At 74.1% G+C, this 23,836-nt stretch carries 17 protein-coding genes; 13 read left to right on the top strand and 4 right to left on the bottom strand.

Going from position 1 to position 23,836, the window contains the following annotated elements:
- The first annotated feature begins 117 nt into the window (after nucleotides 1-117).
- From AB0M03_RS14900 to pcrA, 7 genes are all read left to right on the top strand, one after another.
- Nucleotides 118-1,563 carry a PspC domain-containing protein gene (locus AB0M03_RS14900; RefSeq protein WP_363491873.1) on the top strand — a complete coding sequence of 482 codons (1,446 nt, stop codon included), beginning with the start codon at nucleotides 118-120 and terminating at the stop codon, nucleotides 1,561-1,563.
- Nucleotides 1,556-2,242: a response regulator transcription factor gene (locus tag AB0M03_RS14895; protein ID WP_363491872.1), complete on the top strand. Its 687-nt coding sequence runs from the start codon at nucleotides 1,556-1,558 to the stop codon at nucleotides 2,240-2,242. The genes AB0M03_RS14900 and AB0M03_RS14895 overlap by 8 nt, the downstream gene beginning before the upstream one ends.
- A gap of 289 nt (nucleotides 2,243-2,531) precedes the next feature.
- Nucleotides 2,532-3,731: an acyltransferase gene (locus tag AB0M03_RS14890; RefSeq protein WP_363491871.1), complete on the top strand. Its 1,200-nt coding sequence runs from the start codon at nucleotides 2,532-2,534 to the stop codon at nucleotides 3,729-3,731.
- Between the two features lie 64 nt (nucleotides 3,732-3,795).
- Nucleotides 3,796-5,316, top strand: a complete 1,521-nt coding sequence (locus AB0M03_RS14885; RefSeq protein WP_363491870.1) for a glycosyltransferase family 39 protein — start codon at nucleotides 3,796-3,798, stop codon at nucleotides 5,314-5,316.
- Between the two features lie 144 nt (nucleotides 5,317-5,460).
- Nucleotides 5,461-6,642: a hypothetical protein gene (locus tag AB0M03_RS14880; protein WP_363491869.1), complete on the top strand. Its 1,182-nt coding sequence runs from the start codon at nucleotides 5,461-5,463 to the stop codon at nucleotides 6,640-6,642.
- Nucleotides 6,643-7,481: 839 nt separating this feature from the next.
- A complete protein-coding gene (locus AB0M03_RS14875) occupies nucleotides 7,482-8,120 on the top strand; it encodes a hypothetical protein (protein ID WP_363491868.1) in 639 nt (212 codons plus the stop codon).
- An 84-nt stretch (nucleotides 8,121-8,204) separates the two neighbouring features.
- Entirely contained in the window at nucleotides 8,205-10,784 is a 2,580-nt protein-coding gene (gene pcrA / locus AB0M03_RS14870) for a DNA helicase PcrA (protein ID WP_363491867.1), read from the top strand.
- Between the two features lie 64 nt (nucleotides 10,785-10,848).
- On the opposite strand, the gene AB0M03_RS14865 is transcribed toward pcrA, so the two are convergent.
- Nucleotides 10,849-11,637, bottom strand: coding sequence for a M23 family metallopeptidase (locus AB0M03_RS14865; RefSeq protein WP_363491865.1), 789 nt, complete (start codon nucleotides 11,635-11,637; stop codon nucleotides 10,849-10,851).
- Nucleotides 11,638-11,724: 87 nt separating this feature from the next.
- Nucleotides 11,725-12,513 carry an alpha/beta fold hydrolase gene (locus tag AB0M03_RS14860; protein ID WP_363491864.1) on the bottom strand — a complete coding sequence of 263 codons (789 nt, stop codon included), beginning with the start codon at nucleotides 12,511-12,513 and terminating at the stop codon, nucleotides 11,725-11,727.
- Between the two features lie 302 nt (nucleotides 12,514-12,815).
- Here AB0M03_RS14860 and AB0M03_RS14855 point away from each other — a divergent pair, with 302 nt between their 5' ends.
- A complete protein-coding gene (locus tag AB0M03_RS14855; protein WP_363491907.1) occupies nucleotides 12,816-13,223 on the top strand; it encodes a cobalamin B12-binding domain-containing protein in 408 nt (135 codons plus the stop codon).
- Nucleotides 13,224-13,297: 74 nt separating this feature from the next.
- On the opposite strand, the gene AB0M03_RS14850 is transcribed toward AB0M03_RS14855, so the two are convergent.
- Complete coding sequence (locus AB0M03_RS14850) at nucleotides 13,298-14,905, bottom strand: DUF5691 domain-containing protein (protein ID WP_363491863.1); 1,608 nt, start codon at nucleotides 14,903-14,905, stop codon at nucleotides 13,298-13,300.
- A 61-nt stretch (nucleotides 14,906-14,966) separates the two neighbouring features.
- The gene (locus AB0M03_RS14845) at nucleotides 14,967-16,283 is read right to left on the bottom strand and encodes an SWIM zinc finger family protein (protein ID WP_363491862.1); all 1,317 of its coding nucleotides are present in this window, start codon (nucleotides 16,281-16,283) and stop codon (nucleotides 14,967-14,969) included.
- A 265-nt stretch (nucleotides 16,284-16,548) separates the two neighbouring features.
- Between AB0M03_RS14845 and AB0M03_RS14840 the strand changes: the two genes are divergently transcribed.
- The 5 genes from AB0M03_RS14840 to sucD all read left to right on the top strand — a co-directional run bounded on the left by AB0M03_RS14840 (nucleotide 16,549) and on the right by sucD (nucleotide 23,828).
- Nucleotides 16,549-17,655, top strand: a complete 1,107-nt coding sequence (locus AB0M03_RS14840) for an AAA family ATPase (protein WP_363491861.1) — start codon at nucleotides 16,549-16,551, stop codon at nucleotides 17,653-17,655.
- A gap of 59 nt (nucleotides 17,656-17,714) precedes the next feature.
- Nucleotides 17,715-20,075: a DUF5682 family protein gene (locus AB0M03_RS14835; protein ID WP_363491860.1), complete on the top strand. Its 2,361-nt coding sequence runs from the start codon at nucleotides 17,715-17,717 to the stop codon at nucleotides 20,073-20,075.
- A gap of 125 nt (nucleotides 20,076-20,200) precedes the next feature.
- A complete protein-coding gene (locus AB0M03_RS14830; RefSeq protein WP_363491859.1) occupies nucleotides 20,201-21,397 on the top strand; it encodes a VWA domain-containing protein in 1,197 nt (398 codons plus the stop codon).
- Nucleotides 21,398-21,745: 348 nt separating this feature from the next.
- Nucleotides 21,746-22,921, top strand: a complete 1,176-nt coding sequence (gene sucC, locus AB0M03_RS14825) for an ADP-forming succinate--CoA ligase subunit beta (protein ID WP_363491858.1) — start codon at nucleotides 21,746-21,748, stop codon at nucleotides 22,919-22,921.
- A 16-nt stretch (nucleotides 22,922-22,937) separates the two neighbouring features.
- A complete protein-coding gene (sucD, locus tag AB0M03_RS14820; protein ID WP_363491857.1) occupies nucleotides 22,938-23,828 on the top strand; it encodes a succinate--CoA ligase subunit alpha in 891 nt (296 codons plus the stop codon).
- Nucleotides 23,829-23,836 lie beyond the last annotated feature (8 nt).

The raw sequence follows: 23,836 nt of genomic DNA, 5'->3' as shown, positions 1-23,836 counted from the left end.
GCTGCCGGGCCCGCGCCCAACCGCCCGTGGCCCCGGACGGACCCTGATCTGTCCCTGAGGGACTTCCGGGGCCGACCCTGATGCACCGCCACCGCTTGACATGAGACCGTCTGTGGCGTGGCAGCACCCGGCAGCGAGACCCAACACAGCGAATCCGACGCCCCGACCGTCCCCGGCGGGCCGGCCGACCCGCCCTACCGCCGGCTGTACCGCAGCCCGCACGGGCGGATGCTCGGCGGTGTGGCGCACGGGCTGGCCGTCCACCTCGGGCTGCCCGTCAGCTGGGTCCGCGGCGCCTTCGTGCTGCTCTTCTTCGCCCAGGGCATCGGCGCGCTGCTGTACGCCGCGTTCTGGTTCGTGGTGCCGATCGGCATCGGCGAGCCCGCCCCCGGCGCGGCCACGCAGTGGGCGTACGTCAACGGCTCCTTCGTCCGGGTCGGCGCCGGAACGAGGGCCGACGGGCCGACCAAGCGCGAGCGCCGCGGCCTCGGCCGCCTGCGCGACGTGCTCCAGCGGACCTTCCACGGCCTGCCCGCCGACGCCCCCGCCCCGCAGGCCGGCGCCGCCGCCCCGCCCGCCGGCGGCCGGCGCACCGGGGGGATAGGCCAGCTCCTCGCCCTGCTGATGCTGGTCGTCGGCATCGTCGCCCTGCTGAACGCCCTGCACATCCAGACCGCCAAGCCGTACGTGTGGCCGCTGCTGACCATCGGCGTCGGCGTCGCCCTGGTCTGGCGGCAGGCCGACGACTCCCGCTGGCAGCGCTGGTTCGGCCTGGACGAGGGGTCGAAGCGGCGCAGCGCCTTCGCCCGGGTCGGCGCCGGTGTGCTGCTGGTCGTGGCCGGCATCGTCGGCTTCCTCATCCTGCAGGGCAGCGGCTCCACGGTGGCCTCGATCGTCGAGGCCTCGCTCGCGGTGCTGGCCGGCATGCTCGTCCTGGTCGGCCCGTACGCGCTGCGGATGTGGCAGGACCTCGGCGCCGAGCGCACCGCCCGCATCCGCGCCCAGGAGCGCGCCGAGATCGCCGCCCACGTGCACGACTCGGTGCTGCACACCCTCACCCTGATCCAGCGCAGGGCGGAGGACCCGAAGGAGGTGCTGCGCCTCGCCCGCGCCCAGGAGCGCGAGCTGCGGCTGTGGCTGTACCGCCCGGAGGCGGTCGCCGAGTCCGCGCCGGACACCCTCGCCGAGCACATCAGGGCCGTGGTCGCCGAGGTCGAGGACCGGCACGGGGTGGCCGTGGAGCTGGTCTGCGTCGGCGACTGCCCGATGGACGAGCGGATCGCGGCGCAGATGCAGGCCGCGAGGGAGGCGATGGTCAACGCGGCCAAGTACGGTGGCGGGGGACCGGTCCAGGTCTACGCGGAGGTGGAGGGGAGGACGGTGTCGGTGTTCGTCCGCGACCACGGCCCCGGCTTCGACCCCGACGCGGTGCCCGAGGACCGGATGGGCGTGCGGGAGTCGATCGTCGGCCGGATGAAGCGCAACGGCGGCACCGCACGGGTGCGGCCGGCGGCGGGCGGCGGCACCGAGGTCGAGCTGGAGATGGAGAGGGCAGATGACTGACGCAGGGGGAACCGTGCCGGAGCGCACCGCGCGCGTCGTCCTGGTGGACGACCACCGGATGTTCCGCACCGGTGTGCGGGCCGAGATCGGCCGCACCGAGACCACGGGGATCGACGTGGTGGGCGAGGCCGACGACGTCGAGTCGGCGGTGCAGGTCGTCGCCGAGACCCGGCCGGACGTCGTGCTGCTCGACGTCCACCTGCCCGGCGGCGGCGGCGTCGAGGTGCTGCGCCGCTCCGCGCCGCTGATGGGCGAGCAGGGCGGGGTGCGCTTCCTGGCGCTGTCCGTCTCCGACGCCGCCGAGGACGTGATCGGCGTGATCCGCGGCGGTGCCCGCGGCTACGTCACCAAGACCATCACCGGCACCGACCTGGTGAACGCGATCTTCCGGATCGCCGACGGCGACGCCGTCTTCTCGCCGCGCCTCGCCGGGTTCGTGTTGGACGCCTTCGCGGCCACCGACACCCCGCCCGTCGACGAGGACCTCGACCGGCTGACCCAGCGCGAGCGCGAGGTGCTGCGGCTGATCGCCCGCGGCTACGCGTACAAGGAGATCGCCAAGCAGCTGTTCATCTCGGTGAAGACGGTGGAGAGCCACGTCTCCGCGGTGCTGCGCAAGCTGCAGCTGAGCAACCGGCACGAGCTGACCCGCTGGGCGACCGCCCGCCGCCTGGTCTGACCGCGGCGGGCTCCCGGCACGGCGGCCGCCCGGGGCGTGACGAGCATCACCTCGGCCCCCGGGAGGGGCCGCCGGGCCCCGGGTGTCCGCTCCGACCAGCGGCGGGGCCCCCGCCGGGGGGTGGATCAGGAGTGCGCGAACGGCGCCCGGGGCTGCTGAGCCACATGCAACTCTCGGGGTGGATTCATGCGTCTATAGGATGAGCCCCGCCCGTGCCGGACCACATCCTCCCCGAGCTCCGGTGGGCCACCCGACCCCCCGGACCGAGAGCGCGGCTATGACCTCCCCCGTGAAGACATCGGCATCTGTGCCCGTGCAGTACCAGCAGGTGGCCGCAGAACCGGGGCAGGGAGCCCCCGAGCCGCCGGCCCCCGCCGTACGGCCCAAGCGCCCCCGCCTCTACGTCCTGGACGGCCTGCGCCTGATAGCCGCGCTCGGCGTCCTCGCCTGGCACTGGCTCGGCGTCGAGCGCTTCCCCGACATCTGGCACGGATCGCCGGGCAAGCTGATGCCGCTCGGCCACCTCGTGGGCGCCTACAGCTGGACGGGCGTGGAGCTGTTCTTCCTGATCAGCGGCTTCGTCATCTGCATGTCCTGCTGGGGCCGCTCGGTCGGCGACTTCGTCACCTCCCGCGTGGTGCGGCTCTTCCCGGCGTACTGGGTCTGCGTGCTGCTCACCACGGCCGTCCTGATGGTCGTCCCGAAGATCTGGGGCGACAACACGCACCGCCCGGACCCGTCGCGCATCCTCACCAACCTGAGCATGGCCAACATGCCGCTCGGCGTGGACAACATCGACCCGGTCTACTGGACGCTCTGGGCCGAGCTGCGCTTCTACATCCTCTTCGGCGTGATGGTGGCCTTCGGCCTCACCTACCGCCGGGTGCTGGCCTTCTGCGGCGTCTGGGGCTTCATGGCGCTGATCGCCGGCTCGGTCGACATGCCGCTGCTCGTCACGGTGTTCCAGCCGACCTACGCCTGGTTCTTCATCGGCGGCATCGCGATCTACCTGATGTACCGCTTCGGCCAGAACCTGCTCCTCTGGGGCATCCTGGGCTTCTGCTGGCTGATGTCGCAGCACCAGATGAAGGGCGTCATCGGCGGCTACGAGTACGGCGCGCGCCACAACCTGTCCTGGGCGATCACGGTGTCCATCACCACCGCCGCGTTCGTGGTGGTCACCGCCGCCGCGCTCGGCGCGTTCAACCGGATCCAGTGGAAGTGGCTGACGGTCGCCGGCGCCCTCACCTACCCGCTCTACCTGCTGCACCAGGAGATCGGCTGGCAGTTGATCGCCCGGATCAGCCGCCACCTCGCCCCGTACCCGACGTTCTTCGTCGTCACGGCGATTATGCTGCTTGCCGCGTGGCTCGTGCACCGACTGGTCGAGCGCCCGCTGGCGCCGGTCATGAAGCGCCTCATGGAGAAGGCCTTCCAGCAGGTGCGCGCCGCCGACGGCGCGCCGGTGCCGGCGGCCCGCAAGCACTGACGGAGCGGCTCAGGGCCTCCTCCGCCACCATCCGACGACGACCACCTCTGGAGACCCGACAGCCATGACCGCGAGTGTCGCTGACCGAGACCGCCACCTGGACCCGGAAACCGCCGGGTCCACGGCGGCGGGCCGGCTGACGGGGGGAGCACGCGCTCTGCTGACCAGGGCCGTCTGGCTCTGGCCCGCACTGTTGACACTGGCGCTGGGCGTCCGCGGCAGCTGGCGTCCACAGCTGTGGCGCGACGAGCTCGCCACCTGGAGCGCCGCCACCCGCAGCACCGGCGAGATGTTCGACATGCTCAAGCACGTCGACGCCGTCTCCGGGCTCTACTACCTGTTCATGCAGGGCTGGATCGGCCTCTTCGGCGACTCCGCGGCGGTGATGCGGCTCCCGTCGGCCCTGGCGATGGCGGGCGCGGCGGTGTTCGTGACGCTCACCGCGCGCAAGGTGTTCGACGACCGCACCGCCCTCTTCGCCGGCCTGCTCTTCGCCGTCGTGCCGTCGATCTCCCGGTACGCGCAGGAGGCCCGGGCCTACGGCTTCGTGGTGCTGGCGGTCTCCGCCGCCACCTGGCTGCTGCTGCGGGCGATCGAGCGCCCCGTCCTGCTGCGCTGGCTGCCCTACACGGTGGCGGTCACCGCGGCGGGCCTGTTCCACATGGTGTCGCTGCTCTTCCTGTCCGGCCACGCGGTGATCGTGTTCTTCCAGTGGCGGCGGGAACGCAACCGCAAACTCCTGACGGGCTTCGGCGCCTCGGTGCTGATCGGCCTCCTGCCGGTCGTCCCGCTCGTCCTGATCGGGCAGCGCCAGGTCGGCCGGCAGATCTCCTGGCTGGAGACCCCGTGGCTGCAGACCTACATCGAGTACTGGCACAACCTGTTCGGCTCGGCCCTGGTCAGCGGCTGCTTCCTGGTGCTGGCCGCGATCCCGGGCGGCTGGGCGCGGCACCGCCAGCGGGTCTTCGAGATCGGCACGGTCGCGGTCCTGCCGATCGCGATCAGCTGGGTCCTCTCGCACGGCCCCAGCGTGTACTTCTTCGAGCGCTACCAGCTCTACACCGTGCCCGCCTGGTGCATCCTGGCCGCGGCCGGGCTCAACTCCCTGCGCCCCCGCATCCTCGGCGTCGTGGGCCTGGTGCTGGTGGCGGCGATCGGCATCCCGGACCAGCAGAAGCTCCGCACCTCCGTCTCGCACGAGCAGACCGACGGCCGGCGGGCCGCACAGGTCATCGCCGACCGGTACCGGCCCGGGGACGGCTTCGCCCCGATCCGCGGCGACGACAAGTGGATGATGATCGACCTGGAGATCCGCTACTACCTGCCGGACCGGGTGAAGCTGAAGGACGTCCTGATCGCGAAGGACGCGATCGAGCGCGGCGACCTGTTCGCCGCGAGCTGCCCGGCACCCGCCGACTGCCTGGGCACGCCGCGGATCTGGGTGGTGGCCATGGGCAACGGCGAGGACCCGCTGGAGCGCTTCCCGAAGAAGCAGGCCGCGGCGCTCCGCGCGTCGTACGAGCAGACCGAGATCAAGCACGTCCGGGGCCTGACGGTGGCCCTGTGGGAACGCACGTCCGACTGAGCGTCACGCTGGGTTGACGCCGCGTTTGCATTGTGCGGCGTCTGGGGCTGTCATCGTGAGGTGTCGCGTTTCCCGACTCGGTCCCGGCACCGGGAGCACGCGATGTCCACCGGTGCCGGAACCGCCTCCGCCACTGGGGTGCGAGTGTCCGCCGAACCAGCCGTCCGCAGCGCCGAGCCCGAACGGGCCGAACGGCGCCGCGACCGGCTGAGGACGGCCCTGCGCTCCGCCGCGCCCGCACTGCTCGGCTACGCCGCGGTCCGGGCCCTCGGCGTGCTCCTCCTCGTCGTCTGGGGCGCCCGCCGCGGCACCCCCGGCCTCGGGCGGCTCAGCACCCTCTGGGACGCCTACTGGTACAACCGGATCGCCACCCGCGGCTACGCCGGGACGGCGCCGGTGCCGGGCCCGTACGGTCCCTACGAGCCGTACGCGTTCTTCCCGGCCCATCCGGCGCTGGTCCGGCTGGTCGACACCGTGCTGCCGCTGCCGGCCAACCGGGCGGCACTGCTGGTCGCCTGGACGGCCTCGCTCGCCGCCGCCTGGGGCGTGTACGCCGTCGCGTCGCGGCTCTACGGGCAGCGGGCGGGCGTCGTCGCCGCCGTCCTGTGGGGGGTCACCCCGTACGCCGTGGTGGAGAGCGCCGCCTACTCCGAGCCGCTGTTCACCGCCCTCGCCGTCTGGTCGCTGTACGCCGTGCTGACCCGGCGCTGGGTGTGGGGCGGGGTGCTCTGCCTGCTGGCGGGGCTGGCCCGGCCGACCGGGATCGCGCTCGCGGCGGCGGTGTCCCTGACCGCCCTGTGGGAGCTCGTCCGGGGGCGCGGCGGCCCGCGAGCGGCGCTCGCCGCCGTCCTCGCACCACTCGGCTTCCTCGGTTACCTCGCCTGGGTCGGCGCCGTGAAGGGCCGCTGGGACGGCTACTTCCGGGTGCAGGACGCCTGGCACTCGCACTTCGACTTCGGCCGCAGCACCCTGCGCTCCTTCGGCGACCTGCTGACCGACGCCGACCAGGTCTGGCTCACCCAGGTCGTGGTCGCCGTCGTCCTGATCGGGTCGGTGGTGCTCCTCGGCATGTCCGCGATCCAGCGCCAGCCGCTCCCGCTGCTGCTGTACAGCGCCGCGATGCTCGCCCTGGCCCTGGGCGACGCCGCCTACTTCAATTCGCGGGCGCGCTTCCTGCTGCCGGCCTTCGCCCTGCTGCTGCCGGTCGCGACCGGCCTCGCCCGGGTCCGCAGCCGTGCGTCGCTCGTCCTGCTGCTCTCCTCCGCCGCCGTGGTCTCCGCGGCGTACGGCGGATTCGTGGCCTTCGTCTACCCCGACGCCCCCTGAGGAACCGTCGGCCCGACGGGCCGTCCGCCTGCCCCCCTCCGGGGCCCGGGCCGACGGACGGCCGCCCGGCGCCGCCTGGTACGGTGACGGGTCATCTGGTCGTATCGAACCGGCGTGCGGACTTCCGAGATCGGGGGAACCGCTGACATGACAGCCGGTCAGTGCTGCAGGTGAATCGCGTGGACCCGGCCCGCCGCGGCGGGCCTGCGCGGGCCTGCAGGGCGGCGCAGAGCCCAGGAGAGAAACAGCGGCCATGAGTGTGACCGACAGACCGGCGGCGCGGGCAGGCCCGCCGAAGCGCGGCACCGCCGCGGCCGGCCGGGGCCGGGTCGGCCGGGTCCTGGTGGACCTGGTCAAGCCGCTGGCCGTCTACGGCGTCGTCAAGGCAGCGGGCCTCGCCGTCTTCCTGTGGCTGCTGCACTACTCCCGCGAGTACCGCCACAAGCCGATCGGCCTCGGCGGCGGCCGCCGCCCGTGGGACGTCCTCGGCACCTGGGACGGCTGGTGGTACCAGGACATCGCCTCCCGCGGCTACCACCCCCAGGTGCTGTCCGCACACGCCCAGCTCTCCGAGGTGCGGCCCAACTCCGCGGCCTTCTTCCCGCTCTACCCGGGCCTGATGCGCGGAGTCTCGGAGGTCACCGGGCTCGGAGCGTACGGCGCGGGCATCCTGATCTCGGTCGTCGCGTCCTTCGTGGCCGCGGCCGGCATCTTCATGGTCGTCCGGCTGATGGGCGGCACGCGGGCCGGCGTCGTCGCGACCGGCCTGTGGGGCCGAGTGGGCGGTCTACTCGGACTCACTGTTCGTCGCGCTCGCCTCCTGGGCGTGCTGGGCCGTCATGACCAGGCGCTGGCTGACCGCCGGCACGCTGGCCTTCGTGGCGGGCTTCAACCGGCCGACGTCGGCGGCGATCATCGCCGCGGTCGGCCTGTCCGCGCTGATCGCGCTCTTCCGCCGCAAGGACGGCGTGCTCCGCCCGCTGACCGCCATGCTGATCGCCCCGTGGGGATTCCTCGGCTACCTGGCCTGGGTCGGCTGGGCGATGGGCCGGCCCACCGGCTACTTCATGATCCAGCGCTCCTGGAACCCCTACTTCGACGCCGGCAACTTCATGATCCACGCCATCCCGGAGATCATGATCGGCCGCTTCCACTACCTCTGGCCCTGGCCGCTCGCCGACATGTTCAGCCTCGCGGTCCTCCTGCTGGTGCCCGCCCTGCTCTTCCTCCTCCTGCGCCGGCGCCCGCCGCTGGTGCTGATCGTCTTCACCCTGCTCACCATCGCCTCGACCGTCACCAGCCAGCAGATCTTCTCCAACGTGCCGCGCTACCTGCTGCCGGCCTTCCCGCTGTGGATCCCGGTGGCGCTGGCCCTGCAGCGGCTGAAGTGGACATCGCTGGCGCCCGTGCTGCTCTTCTTCGACGCGGCCTCCGGCTGGTACGCCGGCTACCTGATGTTCCAGCTCGGCACCCCGTAGCGGCCGCCGCCGTGCCGTGGGCCCGGGGGCGGTTCGGCCGACCCGGGCCGGAGTGTCGGCGGCGGGTCATACACTCGGAATGCCATGACTAGCCTCTTTGACGACCTCCCGCTCCCCGGCTTCGAGAGCCCCTCGCTCGGGTCGAGCCCCGCCCACGACGAGCCGCCGATGGACGAGGAGCCGCCGTTCGAGGAGGCCATCCCGGACGGGCTCTTCGAGACCGACTTCACCGAGGAGCCGGACCGGGACGCCTGGCACCGCAACGGCGCCGCCCGCACCGTCGTCGACCCCGAGCAGCTGCTCGCCGGTATGAACGACCCGCAGCGCGACGCCGTCCTGCACCACGGCTCGCCGCTGCTGATCGTCGCCGGCGCCGGCTCCGGCAAGACCCGGGTGCTCACCCACCGGATCGCGCACCTGCTCGGCGCCAGGGGCGTGCAGCCCGGCGAGATCCTGGCGATCACCTTCACCAACAAGGCCGCCGGGGAGATGCGCGAGCGCGTCGAGGAGCTGGTCGGTCCGCGGGCCCGCGCGATGTGGGTCTCCACCTTCCACAGCGCGTGCGTGCGCATCCTGCGCCGCGAGTCCAAGCTGCTCGGCTTCACCTCGTCGTTCTCCATCTACGACGCGGCCGACTCGCAGCGCCTGATGGCCCTCGTCTGCCGCGACCTGGACCTCGACCCCAAGCAGTTCCCGCCGAAGTCCTTCACCGCCAAGATCAGCAACCTCAAGAACGAGCTGATCGACGAGGAGACGTACGCCGACCGGGCCGCCAACCCGATGGAGAAGAAGCTCGCCGAGGCGTACACCCTCTACCAGCGGCGCCTGCGCGAGGCCAACGCGCTGGACTTCGACGACATCATCATGACCACGGTCAACCTGCTCCAGGCCTTCCCCGACGTCGCCGAGCACTACCGCCGCCGCTTCCGGCACATCCTGGTCGACGAGTACCAGGACACCAACCACGCCCAGTACACCCTGGTGCGCGAGCTCTCCGGCGGCGCTCTCTCCGACGCGCCGAAGCTCACCGCCGACGGCGAGTTCGTCAACCCGAACGCGGCCCGGCTCGCCCAGATCCCGCCGGCCGAGCTCTGCGTGGTCGGCGACGCCGACCAGTCGATCTACGCCTTCCGCGGCGCGACGATCCGCAACATCCTCCAGTTCGAGGAGGACTACCCGAACGCCACGACCATCCTGCTGGAGCAGAACTACCGCTCCACGCAGACCATCCTCAGCGCCGCCAACGCCGTCATCGAGCGCAACACCAACCGGCGCAAGAAGAACCTCTGGACGGCCGGCGACCAGGGCGAGCGGGTGGTCGGCTACGTCGCCGACGACGAGCACGGCGAGGCCCAGTTCATCGCCGACGAGATCGACCGGCTCACCGACAGGGACGAGGCCCGCCCCGGCGACGTGGCGATCTTCTACCGCACCAACGCGCAGTCCCGCGTCTTCGAAGAGGTCTTCATCCGGGTCGGCCTGCCGTACAAGGTCGTCGGAGGCGTCCGCTTCTACGAGCGCAAGGAGGTCCGGGACATCCTGGCCTACCTGCGCGTCCTCTCCAACCCCGAGGACACCGTCCCGCTGCGCCGCATCCTCAACGTGCCCAAGCGCGGCATCGGCGAACGCGCCGAGGCGATGATCGACGCCCTCGCCGCCCGCGAGCGGATCAGCTTCGCCCAGGCGCTCCGGCGCGTCGACGAGGCGTACGGCATGGCCGCGCGCTCGGCCAACGCGGTGAAGAAGTTCAACGCGATGATGGCCGGGCTGCGGCAGGTCGTCGAGTCCGGCGCCGGCCCGGCCGCCGTGCTGGAGGCCGTCCTGGAGGAGTCCGGCTACCTCGCCGAGCTCCAGGCCTCCACCGACCCGCAGGACGAGACCCGGATCGAGAACCTCCAGGAGCTCGCCTCCGTCGCCCTGGAGTACGAGCAGGACCCGGGCGAGCGCCCCGAGGGCGAGGACGCCGAGGGCGCCCCGCCGGTCGGCTCGCTCGCCGACTTCCTGGAGCGCGTCGCCCTGGTCGCCGACTCCGACCAGATCCCGGACGACGAGGAGGGGCAGGGCGTCATCACGATGATGACCCTGCACACCGCCAAGGGCCTGGAGTTCCCGGTGGTCTTCCTCACCGGCATGGAGGACGGGATCTTCCCGCACATGCGGGCCCTCAACCAGGTCAAGGAGCTGGAGGAGGAGCGCCGGCTCGCCTACGTCGGCCTCACCCGCGCCCGGCAGCGGCTCTACCTGACCCGCTCGGTGCTCCGCAGCGCCTGGGGCCAGCCCGCCTACAACCCGGCCTCCCGCTTCCTGGAGGAGATCCCGGAGACCCTGGTCGAGTGGAAGCGCACCGGCGCGGCGGCCGTCCCGGCGACCCGCGGCTTCTCACCGTCCTCCTCGGGCCCCTCCCGTTCCTACGGATCCTCCGGCGGCGGCTCGGCCCGCTCCACGGTGGCGCCGCAGCCCGGCTGGGCGAAGTCGGCGCGGAAGGTCACCGAGCGCGAGGTCGTCGGCCTGGCGGTCGGCGACCGGGTCAGCCACGACACCTTCGGGCTCGGCACCGTCGTCGCCACCCAGGGCGCCGGCGACCGCGCCCAGGCGACCATCGACTTCGGCAGCTCCGGGCGCAAGCAACTGCTGCTGCGCTACGCCCCGGTCGAGAAGCTCTGAGCGGGTCGAGAAGCTCTGGGCGGGTGACCACGCAGGGGCGCCCGAGTGCCTTCCGAGGACGCGGTCAGCGGCGCCGCGGGTCCAGGCCGTGGGCGAGCAGCCAGGGCAGCGGGTCGACCGGAGCCCCGCCGGCGGGCCGTACCTCGAAGTGGAGGTGCGGCCCGGTGGCGTTCCCGGTCGCTCCCGCGAGGCCGATCACCTCGCCCGCCCGGACGCGGCCGCCCCGCACCCGGTACCCGCTCAGGTGCGCGTACCAGGTCTCGGTGCCGTCCGCCGCGGTGACGACCGCCAGGTAGCCGTACGAGCCGCTCCAGCCGGTGGTCACCGTGCCGTCGGTGACCGCGCGGACGGGCGTGCCGGCGGCCACCGGGAAGTCGAGGCCGGTGTGCCGCGCCGCCCGGTGCGGCCCGGCCTGCCCGAAGCGGGCGCTCGGCCCGGGTGCATCGACCGGCAGCACGTACGGCGGCCGCACGGCCTCTGCGGGCCGCTGCTCGTCCTCGCGTTGCCGCTCGGACTGCCGCCGGGCGGCGAGCGCCGCCCGGGCCAGTTCGCGGTCGGCCCGGTCGTCGTCGGGCCGCTGGCCCGCCGGCCCGCGCGAGGGGGTGTGGGGGCCCGACTGCGGAGGGCCGGGCAGCCTGGTGCGGTCGGCGTGGACGGTCGCGGCCGCCACCCCGAAGACCCCGAGGGTGGCCGCGGAGGGCAGTGCGACGGTGAGCACCGCCCGCCGGGTGGTGCTCGGGCGCGGGCCGCGGTGCTGGGCGCGCGGCCGGTCGGCGGTGCCGGCCGACCCGGGCAGCGGCCGGTGGATCGGGATACGGATCGGGATGCGGACGGGGGAGCGTCTGACCGTCATCGCGCCGCCTCCTCGGAATCGGGAGTGACCGGGAGAAAACAGTCGAGACTGTAGTCCTTGATCACGAGCGCGGACGAAGTGCGCATCTCAGCACGCGTGGCGCTCCGTCAGCGGGCCCGCCGCCCAGGCCTCCAGGGCGTGTCGGACGGCGGCCACCGCCCGCGGATGGGCCGGCAGCCCGATGTGTCCGGCGCCCGGCACGGCCACGTGGTCGGTGCACAGGTCGGGATGGTCGAGGCGGGCGTTGCGCCTCGGCAGCACCACCTCGTCCAGTTCGCCCCGGACGCAGGTGAAGTGGCTGGTGCACTGCGGCGCGGGCAGCCGCAGCTCGGTCAGCAGCTCGCTGCCGGGGCGCAGTTGCCGGGTGATCGGGAACGGGTTCGGCAGCAGCGCGGCCGAGGTGCCCCCGTGCGGGGTGGCCAGGGTGACCACCTCGGGGGCGAGTTCGTGTCCGCCGAGCCGCTGCACGTAGTAACGGGCGATCAGGCCGCCGAGGCTGTGCCCGACCAGGGCCACCGGCCGGCCGCCGTGCGCCTGCACCGCCCACTCGACGTGCCGGGCGAGCAGGACGGCGGCCGCCCGGACGTCCCGGGTGAGCGGCGAGTAGTTGAGGGCGTGCAGGTGCGTCCAGCCGTGCCGGTGCAGGGTGCGGCGCAGCGGCGCGAAGACGGCCCGGTTGTCGGCGAAGCCGTGCAGGAGCAGCACGGGGTCGTGCCGGGGCCGTGCGGCCGGCGGCACGGGCCGGTCGGGGCAAGGTCGGGGCCGCTGCTCCGGCGGGATGCCGGTGGGGTAGCGGACCAGGTGGGTGGCGAGCGCGGCGGCTTCCGCGCCGGCTCCGCGGACGGTGGCGGCCGTCCGCTGGAACGGGATGGTCATGCGGCTCTCCCCGGCAGGACACGGCGCGGGGGCCCCTGCGGCGGCCGACGCAGGGGACAGGGAAAGGGGCGGTACCTGGGCGCGCCCGGCAAGGCCCGCCGGGCGTGCGACGCGTGCGGTCGGACACGCCCCGGGGTCGGCTGCCGGGCAGCCCTGTGATTTTCCCCTGCGGTGGGCGGGCGAAAACCGTGGAGCCCTTCCGGCGGGGTTACGCTGCCTCCAGGTCCGTCGGAGGCTGTTGACACCGCGTCCGCGTCCGAGCGGTCGGCCGGACGGTGGACGACGAGGTCCGGGAGGCAGTGATGGGTGTGTCGGGGCCGATCCGCGTGGTGGTCGCCAAGCCGGGTCTGGACGGTCATGACCGGGGCGCGAAGGTGATCGCCCGCGCTCTGCGCGACGCCGGTGTGGAGGTCATCTACACCGGCCTGCACCAGACGCCGGAGCAGATCGTCGACACGGCGATCCAGGAGGACGCCGACGGCATCGGGCTGTCCATCCTCTCCGGTGCCCACATGACCCTCTGCGCGAGGGTGCTCGAACTCCTGCGGGAGCGCGAGGCCGAGGACATCAAGGTCTTCTGCGGCGGGATCATCCCGGACGAGGACATCGCGAAGCTCAAGGAGCTCGGCGTGGCCGACGTCTTCACCCCGGGCACGCCCACCCGGTCGGTGGTCAGCTGGGTCGAGGCGAACCTCCGCCCGGCGGGCTGAGCGCAGCCGATCGGCGTCCTTCCGGGCCGGGCCCCGCTCCGCGCGGGTGCCCGGCCCTCCGCCGTGCCCGCGTGTCAGGGCGCGAGTTCGGCGAGCATCACGGCCCGCAGCCGGAGCGTCTCGGCGAGCCGGGTGAAGGTGTCGGCCCAGGCGGTGTCCGGTGCGGCGTCGGCGACGAGCGCCTCCACCGCGGGGGCGGCCTCCGGGGCGAGCGCCCGCTCGGTCATGCCGAGCACGCCGCTGTGGCTCCACGGGTAGGCGCCGGAGCCGGCGGCCCGCTCCAGCGCGGCGACGACCGCGGTGGAGAGCGGGGGCGTCCACGGGGTGGCGCAGGCGCCGAGCAGTTGGAAGGCGTCGCCGAGCCCGTTGGTGCGGATGAACGCGGCCGTCCAGGCGGCCCGCTCGGCCGGCGGCAGGACGGCGAGCAGCTTGGCGGGCGCCCCGGCGGCCCGGCCGGCGCCGGCGGAGCGGGGGGCCGGGCCGAGCAGCGCCCGGGCCCAGGCCTCGTCCTGCTGGCGGACGGCGGCGCGCGCCCAGGCCTCGCGCAGGTCGGCCGACCAGTCGGTGCCGTCGGCCTCGCCGCCCTCGCGGGCGGGCAGCCTCAGCAGCTGCTCCGGGGCGAGCCCGGTGGACTCCGTCCACAGCGCGAGCGGGGCGGCCGCCACGATCTCGCCCAGCCACCAGGACCGCTGCCCGCGGCCGGTGGGCGACTTGAGCGGGACGCCGTCCCGCTGCATGGCGGTGTCGCACTCGGCGGGCGGGTGGACGGCGAGCCGGCCGTCGAGCGGTCGCACGCAGGCCTGCGCGCGCTCCGCCATCCGGGCGGCCAGGGCGGAGCCCGGCAGGGTGGAGAGCAGCTCGGCGGCGGTGCTGCGGACGTTCTTGCTGCGGTCGCCCAGGGCGGCCTCCAGGAACTCCTCGTCCGCCGTGGAGAGGCCCTCCTGCAGGGCGTCCAGGAACAGCAGGCGGTCCTCGGCGCGCTCGGTGGCCCAGGTGCTGCGGAGCAGGGCGAGGCCGGCCGCAGGATCGCTGCGGCGCAGCCGCGTCAGGTGGGTGACCCGCTCGGCGAACAGGCCCTCCTGCCAGATCTGCTCGCCGGCCGCGGGGCCGCCGTCGTCCGTTGCCCCGGTCTCTCCGGAAGGGCCGGCGCCGGTCGTGCGGGTGACGAACCGCCAGTCGGTGTTCCGCTCGGCGAGCCAGCGGCCGAGCGGCCCGGCCAGTGCCACCACGTCGGGGCGCAGCTCGCTGCGGGCGCGGGCGGTGTCCAGCAGTGCGGGGACGTGCGCGGGCGGCAGCCGGTACCCGTGCGCCCGGGCGGCGGCCAGCCACTGGGGGAGCAGCTCGGTGAGGTTGGCGAGGCTGGTGTCCGGCCCCCGGCCGCCGAGCAGGAAGCCCAGGCGGCGTGCGGCGGGCTCGGGCAGCTCGGGCCGCGGGTCGCCGTCGGCCGGCGCCGGGACGGCGGACGGGGGCAGCGCGCAGCTGCCGGCCCGGCGCGCCACGACGGTGAGCGCCGCCAGGTCGAGCAGGGCCGTCGCCGGGTCGGTGCGGTCGACGGCGTCGGCCGCGCCGGTGAACGCGGGGGAGCCGCCGACGCCGGGCAGCGGGCGGCGGTCGGTGCCGAGCAGCGCGGCGGTCTGCAGCTCGGACCAGCTGTCGTGGGCGGTGGTGGTCGGTGCCGTCACGGCCGGCCTCCCGTCGGGTGGGTCTGGTGTCGGTGGCGGGAGGTGCCCGCCCGGGGCGCGGTCACTGGCCGAGGCCGATCGCGCGGCCGTCGGCGGACCAGGCGGTGACCGGGGCGAACCCGGCGTGCCCGTACTCGCCGAACAGGGTGACCGGGTGCCCGGCGGAGACCGCGGCCAGCCGCCAGAGCGCCTGCTCGGGCGTCGAGCCGCGCCTGACCGGAACGGCGCTGCGGCCGTCCGTCAGCTGCCAGCCCTCCGGCCCGAGGACGGGCACCACCGCGCCCAGCACGGCCGGCCAGGCGTCCAGCCACGGGTCGTCGGCGACGGCCTCGCCGTAGCCGGCCACCGCCTCGGCGGGGGAGACACCGGCCGGCGGCCCGGGCGGGGCGGCCTCCGGCTCGCCGTACCGGGTGCCGAGGACGGCGCGCAGCGGGCGGGCGCCCGGGTGGTAGGCCATGTCGGCCTCCAGCACCCGGCCGGTCGGCAGCGCGACCTCGGGCGCCTTGCCGGGGCTGCCGAAGGAGAGCAGCAGGGCCGGGCGGCCGGTCTTGGCGCCGCGCAGCCAGATCCGGCGGGTGGTCAGCCGGTCGTCGGCGGTGTCCCGGCTGCCGAGGACGTGCCAGCGGTCGCGGACCGTCGGCCCGGCCAGCACCTCCTCGGCGCCGGTGCTGAACCCGACCCGGGTGCGGACGGTCGCGGCGAGCGGCGCGGGGAGCTCGCCGACCCGGCCGTAGGCGCCGGCCAGCAGGTGCAGCAGGGCGTACTCCTCCAGCAGGCCGTCCTGCGGGGTGTGCGCCAGCTCGCGGGCGCGGGCGGCGAGGCCGGGGGCCTGGGCGTCGACCATGCGGGCGGCGACCTCCTCCCAGCCGCCGGAGGCGTGGTCGGCCAGCCCGTGCCGGACGCCGTCGGCGAGCCGCAGCCGCAGCTCCTGGGCACCGGCGGCGACCCGGGCGGCCCGCTGCCCGGCGCGCCGGGCAGCGGCCGCGTCGTCCTTGGCGGACTCCCGGCGCTCCTGCTGCCGGACGGCCTTCTGCTCGGCGGCGTCCCGGCGCTTGGCCAGCCACTCGGCGACCCACTCGGGCTGCTCGGCCCCCTCCGCGACCGCCGGTGAGCCGGCGCTCCACAGCAGCAGCAGGCCGAGCACGTGCTTGCACGGGAACTTCCGGCTGGGGCAGGTGCACCTGTACGCCGGCCCGGAGAGGTCGACACAGGGGAAGTGCGGCGTCTTCCCGCTGCCCTTGCACGCGCCCCACAGCGCGCCGCCGCCCCACCCGGCGCCCGTCCACGGCGCGGGCGCGGACAGCTTGCCGGCCGCCTTCAGCGACGCCTGGTCGGGCGCGAGCGACAGGACGTGTTCGTTGCTCCAGCGTTCCTCCATGCCGACGACGCTAGGGCGGGCCACTGACAGCCGGGCGCGGAGGAACTGACGGCCGGTCACCGTGGCGTCCGCGGTTGTCAGTGGCCCGGTGCATGGTGGTTCCAGCAGGCCGAAAGGGCGTACGAAACGCCCGTCCGGCCGTGCCCGACCGCGCCCGTGACGGGTTCTCCGCGACCGATCCGGCGCCGACCCGACGGTCCGACGATCCCGATCAGCCCGTGCCCTGCCACAGCCATGCCCGGCGGCCCGTACCCAGGAGTTGCAGATGACCACCGAGACGACCACTCGTACGAGTGAAGTCCTCCGCCTCCACGCCGAGGACGCCTTCGCGGCCGAGCTCGACGCCCTCGCCGCCGCCGACGACCGCCCCCGCCCCGCGCGCTGGCGGCTCTCGCCCTGGGCCGTCGCCACCTACCTGCTCGGCGGCGAGCTGCCCGACGGCACCGTGATCACCCCCAAGTACATCGGCCCGCGCCGCGTGGTCGAGGTCGCCGTCACCACCCTGGCCACCGACCGCGCCCTGCTGCTGCTCGGCGTGCCCGGCACCGCCAAGACCTGGGTCTCCGAGCACCTGGCCGCGGCCATCAGCGGAGACTCCACCCTGCTCGTCCAGGGCACCGCAGGCACTCCCGAGGAGGCCGTCCGCTACGGCTGGAACTACGCCCAGCTGCTCGCCAACGGCCCCAGCCGCCAGGCCCTGGTGCCCTCCCCGGTGATGCGCGCCATGGCCGACGGCAAGATCGCCCGCGTCGAGGAGCTCACCCGCATCCCCGCCGACGTGCAGGACAGCCTGATCACCATCCTCTCCGAGAAGACCCTGCCGGTGCCCGAGCTCGGCGACGAGACCCAGGCCGTCCGCGGCTTCAACCTCATCGCCACCGCCAACGACCGCGACCGCGGCGTCAACGACCTCTCCTCCGCGCTGCGCCGCCGCTTCAACACCGTCGTGCTGCCGCTGCCCGCCACCCTCGACGAGGAGGTCGACATCGTCGGCCGCCGGGTCAACCAGCTCGGCCGCTCCCTCGACCTGCCCGAGCTGCCGACCGGCGCCGAGGAGATCCGCCGCGTCGTCACCGTCTTCCGCGAGCTGCGCTCCGGCATCACCGCCGACGGCCGCACCAAGGTCAAGACGCCCAGCGGAACCCTCTCCACCGCCGAGGCGATCTCCGTGCTCACCAACGGCCTCGCCCTCGCCACCCACTTCGGCGACGGCATGCTCCGCGCCTCCGACGTCACCGCCGGCATCGTCGGCGCCGTCGTCCGCGACCCGGTCGCCGACCGGACGGTCTGGCACGAGTACGTCGAGGGCGTGCTCCGCGAGCGGGACGGCTGGAAGGACTTCTACCGCGCGGCCCGCGAGCACACCCGCTGACGAGCCCGACCCGCCGCCGCGACCCACCCAGAGAACCACCGAGAGCGAGGTCCACGACCATGAGCGCAGAGGTCACCCTGCTCGGCGTCCGCCACCACGGGCCCGGCTCCGCCCGGGCCGTGGCCGCCGCCCTGGAGCAGCTCAAGCCCGATGCGGTGCTGATCGAGGGCCCGCCCGAGGCCGACGCGATCGCCGCCCTGGCCGCCGACAAGGAGATGCAGCCGCCGGTCGCCCTGCTCGCCCACGTCGTCGACGACCCGGCCAGGGCCGCCTTCTGGCCGTTCGCGGTGTTCTCCCCCGAGTGGGTCGCCCTCCGGTACGCCGTCGACCACGACGTCCCGGTCCGCTTCGTCGACCTGCCCGCCGCGCACACCTTCGCGCTCGCCGAGGCCCCGTCGGGCGTGCCGGGGGGCACGTCCGACGAGGCGGCGGACGCGGAAGCGGCCGGCGGGGGCACCGGCGACCCGATCGCCGCCCTCGCCGCAGCCGCCGGCCACGACGACCCCGAGCGCTGGTGGGAGGACGTCGTCGAGCACCGCTCCCCGGGCGACGACGCCCTCGCCCCCTTCGCCGCGGTCGCCGAGGCCATGGCCGCCATCCGCGACGGCGCCCCCGCCGGGCCGCACACCCGCCGCGACGAACTCCGCGAGGCGTACATGCGCCAGCAGATCCGCGCCGCCCGCCGGGCCGGCCACGAGCGGATCGCCGTGGTCTGCGGCGCCTGGCACGTCCCCGCCCTGCAGACCATGCCGACCGTCGCCCACGACCGCGCCCTGCTCACCGGCCTGCCCAGGGCGAAGACCGAGATCACCTGGGTGCCGTGGACGCACCGCAGGCTCTCCCAGCACACCGGCTACGGCGCCGGCATCGACTCGCCCGGCTGGTACCACCACCTCTTCACCAGCCCCGACCGGCCGATCACCCGCTGGATGACCGGCATCGCCGACCTGCTCCGCGCCGAGGACCACCCGGTCTCCTCCGCGCACGTCATCGAGGCCGTCCGGCTCGCCGAGACGCTCGCCGTGATGCGCGGCCGCCCGCTCGCCGGCCTCGGCGAGACCCTCGACGCCGTCCGCTCCGTCATGTGCGACGGCTCCGACGTCACCCTCGCCCTCGTCCACGAACGGCTGGTCGTCGGCGACGCCCTCGGCGAGGTGCCCGACGGCGCCCCAGCCGTGCCGCTCCAGCGCGACCTCGCCCGCCTCCAGCGCAGCCTGCGCCTCAAGCCCGAGGCCGCCGAGCGCGAACTCGTCCTCGACCTGCGCAAGGAGCTGGACGCCAACCGCTCCCGCCTGCTCCACCGGCTGCGCCTGCTCGGCATCGACTGGGGCGTCCCCGCCCGCTCCGCCGTCAACTCCACCGGCACCTTCCGGGAGACCTGGCGGCTGCACTGGGAGCCCGAGTACGCCGTCCGGGTCGTCGAGGCCGCGCACTGGGGCACCACCGTCGAGGACGCCGCCTGCGGCAAGGCCGCCCGGCAGGCCGCCGACGCCCCCGACCTCGCCGTCCTCACCGGCCTGGTCGAGCAGTGCCTGCTCGCCGGCCTCACCGGCGCCCTGCCCGCCGTGATGCGCGTCCTCGCCGACCGCGCCGCTCTGGACACCGACGTCGCCCACCTCGCCGCCGCGCTGCCCGCCCTCGTCCGCGCCCTGCGCTACGGCGACGTGCGCGGCACCGACGGCAGCGCACTCGAAGAGGTCGCCCGCGGCCTCGCCGAGCGGATCAGCGTCGGCCTGCCGCCCGCCTGCACCGGCCTGGACGCCGACGGCGCCGCGACCATGCGCGCCCACCTCGACGCCGTGCACACCGCCGTCGGCCTGCTGCCCGCCGCCCCGGCCGACACCGCCGGCGACACCCCCGCCGACCGGTGGGCCGCCGCCCTGCGTTCCCTGGCCGCCCGCGAGCCCTCCGCCGGGCCCGCCACCGGCGTCCCCGGCCTGCTCCGCGGCCGCGCCGTCCGGCTGCTCCTCGACGACACCCGGATCGACTCCGCCGAGGCCGGCCGCCGGATGGGCCTGGTGCTCTCCCCGGCCGGCGCCCCCGCCGACGCGGCCGGCTGGATCGAGGGCTTCCTGGCCGGCGGCGGCGCCCTGCTGCTGCACGACGCCGCCCTGCTCGGCCTGCTCGACGACTGGCTGACCGGCGTCCCCGGCGACACCCTGATCGACCTGCTGCCGGTGCTGCGCCGCACCTTCTCCGTACTGGAGGCGGGCGTGCGCCGCACCATCGGCGAGCGCGCCGCGACCGGCCCGCTCGGCACCGCCGTCCCGCTCGCCGCGGCAGCGCGGCCCGAGGCGTTCGACGAGCCCCGCGCCGACGCGGCACTCCCCGTCCTCGCCCTGCTCCTCGGGCTCCCGGGCACCGTCGCGCCGGCCCCGCTGCCCTTCGTCCCGCGCCAGCCCGACGGCCGCAACAGCTGACGGCCGCCGCCCGCCGGGCTGTCAGACCCGGCTGGTTGCATGGCCGTTGAGCAGCCCCCCGAGCAGTCCTTGCGGGCCCGCCGTGCCGCGCCCCCGCCCGCCCGCACCCTTCCGGAGGAGCACCCATGACCGCGACCCACGCTCCGCTCGACCCCGCCGCCGAGCGGCTGCGCCGCTGGCGGATGGTGCTCGGCGGCGAGGCCGACGGCACCGGCCACCGGCCGTCCGGGCGGGACGCCGCGATGGACGGCGCGCTCGCCGCGCTCTACCGCGGCGCCGACGCGGAGGGCGCCCGCGGTGCGGCCCGCAGCGCCGGCCTCGGCGGCTCGGCCCCGCAGGTCGCCCGCTGGCTCGGCGACATCCGCGAGTACTTCCCGACCACCGTCGTCCAGCTGATGCAGCAGGACGCGATCTCCCGCCTGGGCCTCGACCGCCTGCTGCTCGAACCGGAGATGCTGGAGGCCGTCGAGCCGGACGTCCACCTGGTCGGCACCCTGCTCTCGCTGAAGAACGCCCTGCCGGAGACCACCCGGGAGACGGCCCGCGCCGTGGTCGGCAAGGTGGTGGCCGACCTGGAGCGCCGGCTCGCCGACCGGACGCGGGCCACCCTCGGCGGCGCGCTGGACCGCTCCGCCCGGGTCAACCGCCCCCGGCACCGCGACATCGACTGGGACCGCACGATCCGCGCCAACCTCAAGAACTACCTCCCCGGCGCCGGCCCGGACGGCAACGGCACCGTCGTCCCCGAGCGCCTGATCGGCTACGCCCGGGCGCAGCGCGCGGTCAAGAAGGACGTCGTCCTGTGCATCGACCAGTCCGGCTCGATGGCGGCGTCGGTGGTGCACTCCGCCGTGTTCGGGGCCGTGCTGGCCTCCATGCGCAGCCTGGACACCCGCCTGGTCGTCTTCGACACCTCTGTGGTCGACCTGACCGAGCAGCTCACCGACCCGGTGGACGTCCTCTTCGCGACCAGGCTCGGCGGCGGCACCGACATCAACCGCGCCCTGGCCTACTGCCAGTCGAGGATCACCCGCCCGTCCGAGACGATCGTGGTGCTGATCAGCGACCTCTACGAGGGCGGCATCCGCAACGAGATGCTGAAGCGGGTCGCGGCGATGAAGGCGGCGGGCGTGCAGTTCATCGCGCTGCTCGCGCTCTCCGACGAGGGCGCCCCGGCCTACGACCGCTCCCACGCCGCGGCGCTGGCCGCGCTCGGCGCCCCGGCCTTCGCCTGCACCCCGGACGCCTTCCCCGAGATCATGGCCGCGGCGATCGAGAAGCGCCCGCTGCCCGTCCCGGACGAGCACCGGGTCCTCTCCTAGGGCCCGTCCCGGGGCCCGTCGTGGACGAATTCACCCTTTCGGGTGCGGGACGTTCGCATCTCACCCCGGCGGGGCACCGGATGAGAGCCCGCGCCGGACGTGCCCGGGTGCACCCGTTGTGACGGTTCTCACCAATCAGGACACGGCCCCGGGCGAAACACGCCCGTCGTACGGGGATAACCTGCCAGACGGACGTGACGCGCGTGTTGATTGACGATGCGCCCGGCGCTGTACGGACCGCAAGGCCGTAGTTCTGCGTACCCGCGCAGCTCCGACGCCCCGCAGCGAAGATCCTGCCGTGGCACGCTCGAAGAGACACAATCCGCGACCACGAACAAGGACAAACACGTGGACCTGTTCGAGTACCAGGCGAGGGACCTCTTCGCCAAGCACGGCGTGCCCGTGCTTGACGGCGATGTCATCGAGAACGCCGCAGACGCTGCCGCCATCGCGGAGCGCTTCGGCGGCCGCGCCGTCGTCAAGGCTCAGGTGAAGGTCGGCGGCCGAGGCAAGGCCGGCGGCGTCAAGCTCGCCTCCGACCCGGCGGACGCCGTCGCCAAGTCCGAGGCCATCCTCGGCATGGACATCAAGGGCCACACCGTCCACAAGGTGATGCTGGCCCAGACCGCCGACATCCAGGACGAGTACTACGTCTCGTTCCTGCTCGACCGCACGAACCGCACCTTCCTGGCGATGGCCAGCGTCGAGGGCGGTGTCGAGATCGAGGTCGTGGCGGAGGAGAACCCCGACGCGCTCGCGAAGATCCCGGTCGACGCCAACGAGGGCTGCACCCCGGAGAAGGCCGCCGAGATCGTCGCCGCCGCGAAGTTCCCGGCCGACGTCGCCGACCAGGTCGCCGAGGTCCTCCAGCAGCTGTGGAAGGTCTTCATCGCCGAGGACGCGCTCCTCGTCGAGGTCAACCCGCTGATCAAGTCCGGCGAGGGCAAGATCATCGCGCTCGACGGCAAGGTCTCGCTGGACGAGAACGCCGACTTCCGCCAGCCGGAGCACGAGGCGCTCGAGGACAAGGCCGCCGCGAACCCGCTGGAGGCCGCGGCCAAGGCCAAGGGCCTCAACTACGTCAAGCTCGACGGCCAGGTCGGCATCATCGGCAACGGCGCGGGCCTCGTCATGAGCACCCTCGACGTGGTCGCCTACGCCGGTGAGAACCACGGCGGCGTGAAGCCCGCCAACTTCCTCGACATCGGCGGCGGCGCCTCCGCCGAGGTGATGGCGAACGGCCTGGAGATCATCCTGGGCGACACCGACGTCAAGTCGGTCTTCGTCAACGTCTTCGGCGGCATCACCGCGTGCGACGCGGTCGCCAACGGCATCGTGCAGGCCCTGGCCCTCCTCGAGGAGAAGGGCGAGGCCGTCACCAAGCCGCTCGTCGTCCGCCTGGACGGCAACAACGCCGAGCTGGGTCGCAAGATCCTGACCGACGCCAACCACCCGCTCGTTCAGCAGGTGGACACCATGGACGGTGCGGCCGACCGCGCCGCCGAGCTGGCCAACGCCAAGTAAGGAAGGGGACTTTCACATGGCTATCTTCCTTACCAAGGACAGCAAGGTCATCGTTCAGGGCATGACCGGCTCCGAGGGCATGAAGCACACCCGCCGCATGCTCGCCTCCGGCACCCAGATCGTCGGCGGTGTGAACCCGCGCAAGGCCGGCACCACGGTCGACGTCGACGGCACCGACGTGCCCGTCTTCGGCACCGTCGCCGAGGCCATCGAGAAGACCGGTGCCGACGTCACCGTCATCTTCGTGCCGCCGAAGTTCACCAAGGACGCCGTCGTCGAGGCGATCGACGCCGAGATCGGCCTCGCGGTCGTCATCACCGAGGGTGTGCCGGTCCACGACTCGGCCGCCTTCTGGGCGTACGCCGGTGCCAAGGGCAACAAGACCCAGATCATCGGCCCGAACTGCCCCGGCCTGATCTCCCCCGGACAGTCGAACGCGGGCATCATCCCCGCCGACATCACCGGCCAGGGCAAGATCGGCCTGGTCTCCAAGTCCGGCACCCTGACCTACCAGCTCATGTACGAGCTGCGCGACATCGGCTTCTCCTCGGCCGTGGGCATCGGTGGCGACCCGGTCATCGGCACCACCCACATCGACGCCCTCAAGGCGTTCCAGGAGGACCCGGAGACCGAGCTCATCGTCATGATCGGTGAGATCGGCGGCGACGCCGAGGAGCGTGCCGCGGCCTACATCGCCGAGCACGTCACCAAGCCGGTCGTCGGCTACGTCGCGGGCTTCACCGCGCCCGAGGGCAAGACCATGGGCCACGCCGGCGCCATCGTCTCCGGCTCCTCCGGCACCGCCCAGGCGAAGAAGGAGGCCCTCGAGGCCGCCGGCGTCAAGGTCGGCAAGACGCCGTCCGAGACCGCCCGCCTGGCCCGCGAGCTCTTCGCGGCCGCCAAGTAAGGCTGCCT

It is taken from the genome of Kitasatospora sp. NPDC051914 (assembly GCF_040680995.1).
In the GTDB taxonomy this organism is placed as follows: domain Bacteria; phylum Actinomycetota; class Actinomycetes; order Streptomycetales; family Streptomycetaceae; genus Kitasatospora.
The sequence above is the reverse complement of the archived record's forward strand: the minus strand, read 5'-3'. Positions and strand labels throughout refer to the sequence as shown.